This is a genomic window from Pseudomonas sp. GW456-12-10-14-LB2, from assembly GCF_002884345.1.
In the GTDB taxonomy this organism is placed as follows: Bacteria; Pseudomonadota; Gammaproteobacteria; order Pseudomonadales; family Pseudomonadaceae; genus Aquipseudomonas; species Aquipseudomonas paraglycinae.
This window is the reverse complement of sequence record NZ_POHV01000025.1, coordinates 68,134-81,475: the sequence shown is the minus strand read 5'-3', so window position 1 is coordinate 81,475 and position 13,342 is coordinate 68,134. Positions and strand designations below refer to the sequence as shown.

Annotated in this window: 9 protein-coding genes; 5 read left to right on the top strand and 4 right to left on the bottom strand. The window is 61.3% G+C overall.

Going from position 1 to position 13,342, the window contains the following annotated elements; all coding sequences use genetic code 11:
* The first annotated feature begins 138 nt into the window (after window positions 1–138).
* Window positions 139–2,220 (top strand): bifunctional diguanylate cyclase/phosphodiesterase, encoded by a 2,082-nt coding sequence (locus C1X29_RS18280; protein WP_102718045.1) that lies wholly within the window; start codon window positions 139–141, stop codon window positions 2,218–2,220.
* A gap of 85 nt (window positions 2,221–2,305) precedes the next feature.
* Entirely contained in the window at window positions 2,306–3,052 is a 747-nt protein-coding gene (locus C1X29_RS18275) for an SDR family oxidoreductase (RefSeq protein WP_007955033.1), read from the top strand.
* Window positions 3,053–3,226: 174 nt separating this feature from the next.
* Here C1X29_RS18275 and mapR read toward each other — a convergent pair whose 3' ends face one another.
* The 3 genes from mapR to C1X29_RS18260 all read right to left on the bottom strand — a co-directional run bounded on the left by mapR (window position 3,227) and on the right by C1X29_RS18260 (window position 6,785).
* Complete coding sequence (gene mapR, locus C1X29_RS18270) at window positions 3,227–4,636, bottom strand: GntR family transcriptional regulator MpaR (RefSeq protein WP_039772397.1); 1,410 nt, start codon at window positions 4,634–4,636, stop codon at window positions 3,227–3,229.
* Between the two features lie 274 nt (window positions 4,637–4,910).
* Window positions 4,911–6,341, bottom strand: a complete 1,431-nt coding sequence (gene ccoG, locus C1X29_RS18265) for a cytochrome c oxidase accessory protein CcoG (RefSeq protein WP_102718044.1) — start codon at window positions 6,339–6,341, stop codon at window positions 4,911–4,913.
* A 195-nt stretch (window positions 6,342–6,536) separates the two neighbouring features.
* Window positions 6,537–6,785, bottom strand: a complete 249-nt coding sequence (locus C1X29_RS18260; RefSeq protein ID WP_007952135.1) for a DUF3203 family protein — start codon at window positions 6,783–6,785, stop codon at window positions 6,537–6,539.
* Between the two features lie 123 nt (window positions 6,786–6,908).
* On the opposite strand from C1X29_RS18260, the gene C1X29_RS18255 reads away from it, so the two are divergent.
* Entirely contained in the window at window positions 6,909–7,445 is a 537-nt protein-coding gene (locus tag C1X29_RS18255; RefSeq protein ID WP_085745831.1) for an MgtC/SapB family protein, read from the top strand.
* Here the strand turns inward: C1X29_RS18255 and C1X29_RS29445 are convergent, their stop codons facing one another.
* Entirely contained in the window at window positions 7,446–7,604 is a 159-nt protein-coding gene (locus C1X29_RS29445; RefSeq protein WP_165369575.1) for a hypothetical protein, read from the bottom strand.
* A 218-nt stretch (window positions 7,605–7,822) separates the two neighbouring features.
* Here C1X29_RS29445 and C1X29_RS18250 point away from each other — a divergent pair, with 218 nt between their 5' ends.
* Window positions 7,823–9,820 (top strand): alpha-1,4-glucan--maltose-1-phosphate maltosyltransferase, encoded by a 1,998-nt coding sequence (locus C1X29_RS18250; RefSeq protein WP_102718043.1) that lies wholly within the window; start codon window positions 7,823–7,825, stop codon window positions 9,818–9,820.
* Window positions 9,821–9,998: 178 nt separating this feature from the next.
* The gene (treS, locus tag C1X29_RS18245) at window positions 9,999–13,340 is read left to right on the top strand and encodes a maltose alpha-D-glucosyltransferase (protein WP_102718042.1); all 3,342 of its coding nucleotides are present in this window, start codon (window positions 9,999–10,001) and stop codon (window positions 13,338–13,340) included.
* Window positions 13,341–13,342: the final 2 nt, after the last annotated feature.

Here is a 13,342-nt window from a genome sequence, read left to right as displayed (position 1 = left end):
CGATCAAACAAGCGTTTCATCGGGTTGATGGCCATTTGATTACTTTGTCAGTGAATTCTTTTACGCAATCAGTACAATCGGCGCATTTGGCCCCGCCGAGAACGGACGCAGTACGGCGGGGTGGTCACGAGAATTCTCATGCTCATCGGTAGCTATTCCTTCACGCTGGTTTTCATTTCGCTGTGTGTGGCGATCCTCGCTTCCTACACCGCGCTCGATCTCACCGGGCGCATTGCCACTGCCAAGGGCCGCGCCGTGCATTTATGGACGGCCGGCGGGGCGTTTGCCATGGGCATCGGCGTCTGGTCGATGCACTTCATTGGCATGCTGGCGTTCAAGCTGCCGATCAGCCTCGGTTACGACATTTCGATCACGGCGCTCTCATTGTTGATCGCCGTGCTGTCCTGCGGTTTTGCGCTGTGGCTGGTCAGCCAGCCGAAACTGCCAGCCTGGCAACTGGCCTTTGGCGCGTTGATCATGGGCGCCGGCATCAGCGCCATGCACTACACCGGTATGGCCGCGATGCGCATGCAGCCAGGCATCGACTACGATCCGACACTGTTCGGCGCCTCGTTGTTGATCGCTGTCGGCGCGTCCGCGGCAGCGCTGTGGATCGCTTTCCGACTGCGTCAACACTCGCCTTACGTGCGGTTGTTCCGTGCCGGGGCGGCGATTGTCATGGGCGTGGCGATTGTCGGCATGCACTACACCGGGATGGCGGCGGCGCGGTTTCCCGACGGCAGTTTCTGTGGTGCGGCGCTCAGCGGCCTGAACGGCAATGGGCTCGACAATCTGGTGCTGATCACCACGCTGGCGGTGCTGGCCATCGCGCTGCTGACCTCGATTCTCGACGCGCGTCTGGAAGCCCGCACGGCTGATCTGGCCCATTCGTTGACCGTCGCCAACCGCGAACTCACCCAACTGGCCTTGCACGACACCCTGACCGGCCTGCCGAACCGCATGTTGCTGGACGACCGGATCAATCAGGCGATGAAAAAGGTCAACGAACAGGGCGGCTGTTTTGCGCTGATGTTCATCGATCTGGACGGCTTCAAACCGGTCAACGACGCTTTCGGTCACCACATGGGCGACCAGTTGCTGCGCGAAGTGGCGGTGCGACTGCGTGAGGACTTGCGCAGCCTCGACACGCTGGCGCGGATCGGCGGCGATGAATTTGTCTTGCTGGTGCGCCTGACCGAGCCCAACGATGCGTTGGGTCTGGCGGCGCGTCAGGTCGGCCTGATCGCGCAGTCGTTCCGGGTCGCCGAACATGAACTGCAGATTTCCGCCAGCGTCGGCATCGCCCTGTATCCGGGCAACGGCCAGAACGCGCAGGAACTGCTGATGAACGCCGACGCCGCGATGTATCACGCCAAGGGCGGCGGCAAGAACGGCTACAGCTTCTTCGACGCCTCGATGAACAGCAACGCCCGCAAGCAGCTGCAATTGCTGCAGGACTTGCGGGCGGCGCTTGAGCACGGCGAGTTCAGCCTGCATTACCAACCCAAATTCCATGCGGCCGATGGTCGTCCGGTCGGTGCCGAGGCGCTGGTGCGCTGGGAACATCCGACCCAAGGCATGCTGATGCCGGACAAGTTCATCGATCTGGCGGAGAAGACCGGACTGATCATTCCGATTGGCGAATGGGTGCTCAACGAAGCCTGCAGGCAGATGCGCGAATGGTACGTGCTGGGTTACACCGACTGGCGGATTGCGGTGAACCTGTCGGCATTGCAGTTCTGCCACTCAGGACTGGTGCGCAGCGTGGCCAAGGCCCTGGCCACCCACCATTTGCCGGCCAACAGCCTGACCCTGGAAATCACCGAAACCACCGCCATGAGCGACGCCGATGCGAGCATGACGGTGTTGCAGGAGCTGGCCGACATGGGCGTCGACCTGTCCATCGATGATTTCGGCACCGGCTATTCGAGCCTGATGTATCTCAAGCGTCTGCCGGCCAACGAGCTGAAAATCGACCGCGGTTTTGTCCGCGATCTGGAACACGACAGCGATGACGCGGCTATCGTCTCGGCGATCGTCGCCCTCGGTCAGGCACTGGGGCTGCGCATCGTGGCTGAAGGTGTGGAGACCGACTCGCAGCAGGATTTCCTGACGCAACTGGGCTGCGATTCACTGCAAGGTTATCTGCTCGGTCACCCGATGCCGGCGGATCGCTTTCTGCAGGACATCGCGCGCGGCAAACCATTGGCGGTGAGCTGAGCCGCTAATCGCAGGTCATGCAAAACCCTGCAATGACGGTTATTCTTGCCCCGACTGTCACGTGTGCATCGGGGGAAAGGCCAGCATGGATAAAGTCATTGTGATCACCGGCGGCGGTCGAGGAATCGGCGCCGCCACTGCATTGTTGGCTGCCGAGCAAGGCTACCGGATCTGCATCAATTACCAGACGGACGAACAGGCCGCTCACCACGTGCTCGATCAGGTGCGTGAGCGCGGCGCCACGGCCATCGCTGTGCGCGCCGATGTCAGTATCGAAGACGAAGTGATCGCGCTGTTCAACCGGGTCGACAGCGAACTGGGCCGCGTCACTGCCCTGGTGAACAACGCCGGCACCGTGGGGCAAAAATCCCGGGTCGACGAAATGTCCGAATTCCGCATCCTCAAAATCATGAAAACCAACGTCTTGGCGCCGATTCTCTGCGCCAAGCACGCGATCCTGCGCATGTCGCCCAAACATGGCGGGCAGGGCGGGAGCATCGTCAACGTTTCCTCGGTCGCCGCGCGGCTGGGATCGCCCAACGAATACGTCGATTACGCAGCGTCCAAAGGCGCGCTGGATACGTTCACCATCGGCCTGTCCAAGGAAGTGGCGGGCGAGGGGATTCGCGTGAATGCGGTGCGTCCGGGCTACATCTATACCGATTTCCACGCGTTGAGCGGCGACCCGGATCGGGTCAGCAAGCTGGAGTCGGCAATTCCGATGGCCCGGGGCGGCCGGCCGGATGAGGTGGCGGAGGCGATTGTGTGGTTGCTGTCGGACAAGGCTTCGTATGCCACCGGGACTTTTGTCGATCTCGGCGGCGGCCGTTAATGATCGTTCCCACGCTCCGCGTGGGAATGCAGCCCGGGACGCTCCGCGTCCCTTCCAGAGCTGGAACGAGGATCGTCCCTTGAGGCATTCCCACGCGGACGGTTCGACGCCTCGACGTGGGAACGATCATCGTCTAGGCGTTGAACTGGTTGCGTGGGAACGATCAGCGTTCTTTCAGAACGACCGCACAATCCGCCCCAACGTCTCCATTGCCTTCTCCGCATCCTCGGTCCACGGGCTGCCGTAGTTCAATCGAATGCAATTCCTGAATCTTTGGGTCGGCGAAAAAATCGGCCCCGGCGCGATGCTGATCCCCTGCGCCAACGCCATCTGAAACAACTTCAACGAATCCATCTGCGGTGGCAGTTCCAGCCACAGGAAGTAGCCGCCGGCCGGTTGGCTCACGCGCGTCTGCGCCGGGAAGTAGCGGGCGATGGCTGCGAGCATCGCGCTTTGCTGTTCTTCCAGGGCGTAGCGCAGTTTGCGCAGGTGACGGTCGTAGCCGCCGTGTTGCAGGTAGTCGGCGATGGCGGCTTGCGCGGGCATTGAGGCGCACAGCGAGGTCATCAGTTTCAGCCGTTCGATCTTTTGCGCGTAGCGGCCGGCGGCGACCCAGCCGATGCGGTAGCCGGGGGCCAGGCTTTTGGCGAACGAACCGCAATGCATCACCAAGCCTTCGGTGTCGAAGGCCTTGGCCGGTTTCGGTGCCTGCTGCCCGTAATAAAGTTCGGCGTAGACGTCGTCTTCGATCAGCGGCACTTGATGCTGTTTCAGCAGTTCCACCAGCTCCTGTTTCTTGGCCTCGGGCATGGTCGCGCCCATCGGGTTCTGGAAACTGGTCATGCACCAGCAGGCCTTGATCGGGTGCCGCTCGAGTGTCTGGGCGAGCACGCCGAGGTCGATGCCGTCGCGCGGGTGCACGGGGATTTCCACGGCTTTGAGCTTCAGGCGTTCGAGCACTTGCAGGCTGGCGTAAAACGCCGGGGCTTCGATGGCCACCAGATCGCCGGGTTCGGTCACCGCTTGCAGGCACAGGTTCAGCGCTTCGAGGGCGCCGTTGGTGATCAGCAGTTCTTCCATCGGCAGCATCAGCCCGCCGACCATGTAGCGCAGCGCAATCTGCCGACGCAGTTGCGGGTTGCCCGGCGACATGTCGGTGACCACCATGCGCGGGTCCATTTCCCGGGCGGCGCTGGCCAGTGAGCGGGACAAGCGTTGCAGCGGGAACAGGGTCGGGCTGGGGAATGCCGAGCCAAACGGCACGGTGCTCGGGTCTTTGATCGATTCGAGTACCGAGAACACCAGCTCGCTGACGTCGACCTTGGTGGACTCGTTGACCTGGCTGCTAATCACCGGCTCCGAGAACGGGCTCGGGGCGTGGGTGTTGACGAAGTAGCCGGAGCGCGGCCGGGCACGGATCAGGCCTCGTCGTTCCAGCAGGTAATAGGCCTGGAACACCGTGGACGGGCTGACGCCGTAAGTCTGGCTTGCGTAGCGTACCGACGGCACCCGCTGACCGGGGCCGAGGACGCCGGAGCGGATCAGTTCAGCGATGTCGTCGGCGAATTTTTCGTAGCGTTTCATCGGGGGCCTTGGTGCTGGTTGAATGTGTAGAGTGTCAGGGAAAAGCCCCCTCACCCTAGCCCTCTCCCGGAGGGAGAGGGGACTGATCGGGGGATGCTTCAGAGTTACATCGACCTGATCGTTCTGCTGTGAATCCATAATCGACTCGGTTTTTCAGGTCGATGTATAACGCCAGACATTGCGGTCGGTTCCCTCTCCCTCTGGGAGAGGGCTAGGGTGAGGGGCAGTTGTACTGACACACCACACCCCCCGAAACCGCCGCCATCTTAAAGCCTCACCGATTCATCGGCGCAACAAACCGGCTCTTCGCCACGCTATAAACCTCAGGCTCATCACTGTCGGCAATCTTGAAACTCAAGGTCTGCGAGCTGCTGGCCGCACGTTCCGTAGTCATCGCCACGGACACCGGCACATCGACAATTTCGCCCGGCGCCAGGCTCAGCTCAGTCTTGCCTTGCAGCTGGAAGCCGTTGCCATCCACCAGGCTCAGGTTGTAGTCCTGACGCTGCTGGGTCTTGTTGATGATCTTGAGGGTGTAGATGTTCTCGATCTGGCCCTGACCGTTCTCACGGAACAGACCACGATCCTTGGTCACGTCCAACGACACCATCGGTCGCTCGACCAGCGCCAGGGCGAGGGCGCCGATCATCACCACCAGCACCGCGACGTAGCCGATCAATCTCGGGCGCAACAAGTGCGTCTTGCCACCCTGCAACTCGCGCTCGGAGGTGTAGCGAATCAGGCCGCGAGCGTAATTCATCTTGTCCATGATCGAGTCGCAGGCATCAATGCACGCCGCGCAGCCGATGCATTCCATTTGCAGGCCGTCGCGGATGTCGATGCCGGTCGGGCAGACCTGCACGCACAACTGGCAGTCGATGCAATCGCCGAGGCCGGCTTCGGCCGGTTTCATGTCGCGTTTGCGCGGGCCTCGGTTTTCGCCACGGGCCACGTCGTAGGAAATCGCCAGGGTGTCCTTGTCGAACATCACGCTCTGGAACCGCGCATACGGGCACATGTGCATGCACACCGCCTCACGCAGCCAGCCGGCGTTGATGTAGGTGGCGGCGGTGAAGAACAGCACCCAGAACAGACTGACGCCGCCGATCTGCAAGGTCAGCAGTTCTTCGGCCAGCGGCCGGATCGGGGTGAAGTAGCCGACGAAGGTCAGACCGGTCAGCACACTGATCGCTAGCCACAGCGTGTGCTTGGCCGCACGCCGGGCCAGTTTGTTCAGGCTCCACGGTGCAGCCTGCAGCTTGATCCGCTGGTTGCGTTCACCTTCGGTGATCTTCTCGCACCACATGAAGATCCACGTCCACGAACTCTGCGGGCAGGTGTAACCACACCAGACCCGGCCGGCGAACACGGTAATCGCGAACAGGCCGAACGCGGCGATGATCAGCAGCGCCGAGAGCAGAATGAAATCCTGCGGCCAGAAGGTCGCGCCAAAGATGTGGAATTTGCTTTCGGAAAGGTCCCAGAGCACCGCCTGACGACCGCCCCAGTTCAGCCACACCGTGCCGAAAAACAACAGGAACAGAAACCCCGCGCCGCTCATGCGCAGGGTGCGGAAAAGGCCGGTGAAGCTGCGGGTGAAGATCTGGTTGTCGCTGGTGGCGTGTTTCGCCTTCATTGGGCGCGCCGGTACTTTTTTTATCCGGGGAGATGCTTCTACGGTTCGGACGGGGATTCGTTCGCTCATGGTCGTTCGCTCATCAGCCTCCATCAGGCCAGGGAACTATGAGCGTCGATCTGTTTGCATAACAGACTCAGGTATTTCAATAAAAAGCGTATCAGATGGGTTTCGCACAAACGCCTGCGACAACTTGAAGCAGCCCGTGGGCCGAGGCGCAGACGCCTATCCCAGACACCTGCGCCGGTTGTTGATCGAGGTCAGTCAAATCACCGAATCACTGTCGTCGGCCTTCAGGTGTTTGCGTCCATCCCTGGCGCCGGCGACGGTCAATGCATCTGCTTCGGCCTCGGTGACGTAGATGCGCCGTCCTTCCACTTCGACGAACGACATGGCTTTTTCGCTATCTGTCCTGACTTCCAGCGTGTCGCAGATCCGGATTTCCTCACCGTTTTCAACGGTGAAAAAACAGACTTTCGATTCCGGATTGCTTTCATCGATACGAAGGGGCATGGGGTTGTCCTTTTTTCACGGGAGTCTGAATCGTTAGGGTGCGCGGTTCTGCAGATCGTTCTACGCAACCGATTAATGGTCGGCGCTGTCCATCCTTTATCAACTCATAACAAGGACTGGCCGATGAACGCCTGGTGGCATGAAGTGTGGGAAACCCTGCAAGCGGAATTCGCCGACATCGGCGACGCCTCGCAGCTGACCCGGATCACCGTGCGCCTGCTGATGGCGGCGATATTGGGCGGGATTCTCGGGTTTGAGCGCGAGCACAAGGGCAAGGCTGCCGGGGTGCGAACGCACATGCTGGTAGCCCTTGGCGCGGCGTTGTTCGTGCTGGTACCGCAATTGTCCGGTTCCCAGGCCGACGCGATGAGCCGGGTGGTGCAGGGCGTGATTGCCGGGATCGGCTTTCTCGGGGCCGGCACCATCCTGAAAAATCATGAAGGCGACGAAGGCCACGTCAAGGGCCTGACCACCGCCGCCGGTTTGTGGATGACTGCCGCCATCGGCGTCGCGGCCGGTCTGGGCCGCGAGGCGACGGCGGTGCTCAGTACGTTGCTCGCGTTGGGAATATTCAGTGTCATGCCGCGGATCGTCAGGGTCTTCGAAAAGGATCACATCGAGAAGGACCGCATCGAGAAAGACCACAGCGACCTACGCTGATCAGACGATTACCGGCGGCATGGTCGTGGGTGGTTCTTCCTTCGGTGGTGGCGTGGTGCCAGGCGGTTCCTGTTCGGGAATCGGCTGCGGCTCGGTCTCGGGCAGCGTCGGTTTATCGATGTTCGGATCGGGTGTTTCAGCGGGAATCGGAATAGTCATCGGGTGAACCTCCGTGTGGCACTTGGCGTGGGACGTGCTTAAGTGGATTGACCACTTCACTGCGAAATCGATCCGATTTTGTAGCGCGGCAAATCCCTGTGAACTTTTCCCGGCGACGGCCGCTCGGAACCTGAGAGAGTTCATCATCGGGCGAAGGCCCGGCCGTGACCGCCAAACAGGCAAACGAGCGTCCTTGGGGCGTTAAGGAGAGATGCTCAATGACTGCTGAAAAACCCTCGGAACAGAGCTACAACCCGCATATACCGCTGTCGCAGGCCTTGCTGCTGCCGCGCATCGTCATTGAAAACACCGCGCCGACCCTCGACGGCGGACAGTTTGCCGTCAAGGCGATTGCCGGCCGGGAGATCGTGGTCACCAGCAAGGTGTTCGCCGACGGTCACGACAAACTGGCGGTGCGCATACGCTGGCGCGAAGAGGGCGATGAGTCGTGGCAGACCGAGGTCATGTCCGATCAGGGCAATAACGGCTGGAAAGGCGTTTTCCAGCCACAGCGCGTGGGCCGTTATCTGTTTCTGATCGAAGCCTGGATCGACCAGTTCGCCAGTTTTCAGTACGAACTGGAGAAAAAGCACACCGCCGCCGTCCCGGTCAGCCTCGAGCTGCAAGAGGGGCGCACCATGGTGCAACAGGCCGCCGAGCGCAGTGAAGGTCAGCTCAGCGAACAACTGGCCGGCCTGCACCACGAATTGTCCGGCCTGCTCGAAACCGAGCAGGTCGCGTTGTTTCTGCACTCGCGCAGTGCGCAACTGATGGCCGAGGCCGATCATCGCGCCTACCTGAGCCTCAGCCCGGAATTCCCGGTGGACGTCGAGCGCGAACTGGCGGAATTCGCCAGCTGGTACGAACTGTTTCCCCGCTCGATCACCGACGATCCCGCCCGCCACGGCACCTTCAATGACGTGCACGCGCGCCTGCCGATGATTCAGGACATGGGCTTCGACGTGTTGTACTTCACGCCGATCCACCCGATTGGCCGCAGCCACCGCAAGGGCCGCAACAACTCCCTGACCGCCGGCCCGGACGATCCCGGCAGTCCTTATGCGATCGGCAGCGAGGAGGGCGGCCACGAAGCGATTCACTCGCAGCTCGGCACCCGCGAGGACTTTCGCCGGCTGGTGGCTGCTGCCGCTGACCATGGTCTGGAAATCGCCCTCGATTTCGCCATTCAGTGTTCCCAGGATCACCCGTGGCTCAAGCAGCATCCGGGCTGGTTCAACTGGCGGCCGGACGGCACGATCAAATACGCAGAGAACCCGCCGAAGAAATACCAGGACATCGTCAACGTCGACTTCTACGCACCGGAAGCGATTCCAAGCCTGTGGGTCGAATTGCGCGACATCGTGGTCGGCTGGGTGCAGGAGGGCGTGAAGATCTTTCGGGTCGACAACCCGCACACCAAGCCGCTGCCGTTCTGGCAATGGTTGATCGCCGATGTCCGTACGTTGTACCCGGAAGTGATCTTCCTCGCTGAAGCCTTCACTACGCCGGCGATGATGGCGCGGCTGGGCAAGGTCGGTTACACCCAGAGCTACACCTATTTCACCTGGCGCAACACCAAGGCCGAACTGGCGACCTATTTCAGCGAACTCAATGAATCGCCGTGGCGCGAGTGCTACCGGCCGAATTTCTTCGTCAACACCCCGGACATCAACCCGGCGTTCCTGCATGAATCGGGACGTCCCGGATTTCTCATCCGCGCGGCGCTGGCGACCATGGGCTCGGGCTTGTGGGGTATGTATTCCGGGTTCGAACTGTGCGAATCGGCGCCGGTGCCGGGCAAGGAGGAGTACCTCGATTCCGAGAAGTACGAGATCCGCGTCCGCGACTTCAACCAGCCCGGCAACATCATTGCCGAGATCGCCCAGCTCAACCGCATCCGCCGCCAGAACCCGGCGCTGCACAGCCATCTGGGACTGAAGATCTACAACGCCTGGAACGACAACATTCTGTATTTCGGCAAACGCAGCGCGGACGGCAGCAATTTCATTCTGGTGGCCGTCAGCCTCGATCCGCATAACGTTCAGGAAGCGAATTTCGAGCTCCCGCTGTGGGAAATGGGCCTGCCGGACGATGCCACCACCCACGGCGAAGACCTGATGAATGGCCATCGCTGGGACTGGCACGGCAAGTACCAGTTCATGCGGATCGACCCGGCTTACCAGCCGTTCGGAATCTGGCGGATCACTTCTTCCTGATCGACTTGATCGGTTCCTGATCGTTCCCACGCTCCGCGTGGGAATGCCGCCATGGACGCTCTGCGTCCGCTTTGGGACGCGGAGCGTCCCGGTATGCATTCCCCACGCAGAGCGTGGGAACGATCAGCGATCAGCGATCTGCGCAGGGCGCCCTTATTGAATTCAACAGGAGTTTCACATGGCGAAGAAACCCAAGGCTGCCACCTTCATCAAAGACCCGCTCTGGTACAAGGACGCGGTCATCTATCAAGTTCACGTCAAATCCTTTTTCGATTCCAACAACGACGGGATCGGCGACTTTCCCGGCCTGATCGCCAAACTCGATTACATCGCCGAACTCGGCGTCAACACCATCTGGCTGTTGCCGTTCTACCCCTCGCCACGCCGCGACGACGGTTACGACATTGCCGAATACCGTGGCGTGCACAGCGATTACGGGACGATGGCCGACGCCAAGCGGTTCATTGCCGAAGCACACAAACGTGGCTTGCGGGTGATCACCGAGCTGGTCATCAACCACACCTCCGATCAGCACCCGTGGTTCCAGCGGGCGCGCAAGGCCAAGCCCGGTTCGGCGGCGCGGGATTTCTATGTGTGGTCGGATGACGACCAGAAATACGACGGCACCCGAATCATTTTTCTCGACACCGAAAAGTCCAACTGGACCTGGGATCCGGTAGCCGGCCAGTACTTCTGGCACCGCTTCTATTCGCACCAGCCGGACCTCAATTTCGACAACCCGCAAGTCATGAAAGCCGTGCTGTCGGTGATGCGCTACTGGCTGGACATGGGCATCGACGGCCTGCGCCTGGATGCGATTCCGTACCTGATCGAACGCGACGGCACCAACAACGAAAACCTTCCGGAAACCCACGACGTCCTCAAGCAGATCCGCGCCGAGATCGACGCCAACTACCCGGATCGCATGCTGCTCGCCGAAGCCAATCAATGGCCGGAAGATACTCAGCTGTATTTCGGCGACACAGACGCCGAGGGTGTGAATGGCGATGAATGCCACATGGCGTTCCACTTCCCGCTGATGCCCCGGATGTACATGGCGCTGGCCCAGGAAGACCGCTTCCCGATCACCGACATCCTGCGTCAGACCCCGGAGATCCCGGCCAATTGCCAATGGGCGATCTTCCTGCGCAACCACGATGAGCTGACGCTGGAGATGGTCACCGACAAAGAACGCGACTACCTCTGGAACTACTACGCCGCCGACCGTCGCGCTCGGATCAATCTCGGGATTCGCCGGCGTTTGGCGCCGCTGATGGAGCGTGATCGCCGCCGCATCGAACTGCTCAACAGTCTGCTGCTGTCGATGCCCGGCACGCCGACCCTGTATTACGGCGATGAAATCGGCATGGGCGACAACATCTATCTGGGCGACCGCGACGGCGTGCGTACACCGATGCAGTGGTCGATCGACCGCAACGGCGGATTCTCTCGCGCCGATCCGGCCAGTCTGGTGCTGCCGCCGATCATGGACCCGCAATACGGCTACCAGTCGGTCAACGTCGAAACTCAGGCCGGCGACCCGCATTCGCTGCTCAACTGGACCCGACGCCTGCTGACCGTGCGCAAGCAGTCCAAGGCGTTCGGTCGCGGCACGCTGAAAATGCTCTCGCCGGCCAATCGTCGCGTGCTGGCCTACACCCGTGAATACACCGGGCCGGACGGCAAGCACGAAACCATCCTGTGCGTGGCCAACGTGTCGCGCAGCGCACAAGCGGTGGAGCTCGACCTGTCGGCCTACGTCGGTATGGTGCCGGTGGAAATGCTCGGCGGTAACGCGTTCCCGCCCATTGGCCAGTTGAGTTTCCTGCTGACCCTGCCGCCTTACGGTTTCTACTGGTTCGGCCTGGCGGCGGAAAACCAGATGCCGAGCTGGCACGTCGAGCCGGCGCAGAGCCTGCCGGACTTCACCACGCTGGTGCTGAAAAAGCGCATGGAAGAACTGCTCGAAGCGCCGTCCCGCGCCACCCTCGAACAGGCGATCCTGCCGAGCTGGCTGCAAAACCGACGCTGGTTCGCCGGCAAGGACGCTGCGATTGACCAGGTGAAACTGGCCTACGGCGTGCGCTTCGGCGACGCGCAGCATCCGGTGCTGCTCAGTGAAATCGAAGTGCAGAGCGGCGGGCAGACCAGCCGTTATCAATTGCCGTTCGGCTTCATTGCCGAAGATCAGGTCGGGCCGGCGTTGCCGCAACAACTGGCTTTGGCCCGAGTGCGTCGGGTGCGTCAGGTCGGGTTGATCACCGATGCGTTCAGTCTCGAAGCGTTTATTCGCGCGGTGCTCGAAGGCATGCAGAGCGGAACGGTGCTGGAATCCAGTGAGGGCGAGATCCGTTTCGAGGCAACGTCGCAACTGGAAAAACTCGGCCTCGGTGCGGAATCCGAAGTGCGCTATCTGTCCGCCGAGCAGTCCAACAGTTCGGTGGTGATCGGCAACAGTCTGGTGCTCAAGCTGATCCGCAAAGTCGCTTCCGGCGTACACCCGGAACTGGAGATGAGCGCTTACCTGACGGCGGCCGGATTTGCCAATATCTCTCCGCTGCTCGGCTCGGTGATTCGCCGGGACGGGAAGGGCGAAGACAACCTGCTGATGATCGCCCAAGGCTACCTGAGCAATCAGGGCGATGCCTGGGAATGGACGCAGAACAACCTTGAACGGGCGCTGCGCGATGAATTGGCGGACGCCGTGTCCGAGCAGGCGCAACACTACAACGCCCTGGGTGAACTGAAGGATTTTGCCGGCATGCTCGGCCAGCGTCTTGGGGAAATGCATCAGGTGCTGGCAGCGCCAAGCGACAACCAGGACTTCGCGCCGCAAGTCAGTTCGGCCAAGGATGCGCAGGCGACCGGCAAGGATGTCGCGGCGCAGGTCGAGCATGCGTTGAAGTTGCTCAAGCAGCATCAGGGCGAACTCGACGCGGCGGATCAGAAGCTGGTCGGTCGGTTGCTCGACAACAAGAAAACCATCCTTGCCCACGTGCAGGAGTTGGCCAAACAGTCCGCTGGCGGCTTGCGGATCCGCGTGCACGGCGACCTGCATTTGGGGCAGGTGCTGGTGATCAAGGGCGACGCCTACCTGATCGACTTCGAGGGCGAACCGGCGCGGCCACTGGCCGAACGCCGGGGCAAGCACAGCCCGTACAAGGACGTCAGTGGTGTGCTGCGTTCCTTCGATTACGCCGCGGCCATGGCCCTGAATGTGCACAACGTCGACAACAGCCCCGAGGCCGAAGCCGCGCGTCGGCGGGTCACGGAGCGTTACCTGCGTGAAGCCCGGGAAGCATTTCTCCAGGCATATCGCCAAGCGGCAGCTAGTCTTGATCATGCCTGGCAAGATCCTGAAGGTGCCGACGCCGCACTGGCGTTGTTCGGTCTGGAGAAAGCGGCCTACGAAGTGGCCTATGAAGCCGAAAATCGCCCCACCTGGCTGCCCGTGCCGCTGCACGGTCTGTACGGGTTATTGACGGGGCTCAAACCCTTTTCCGATCTTGGTGGAGAGTAGTC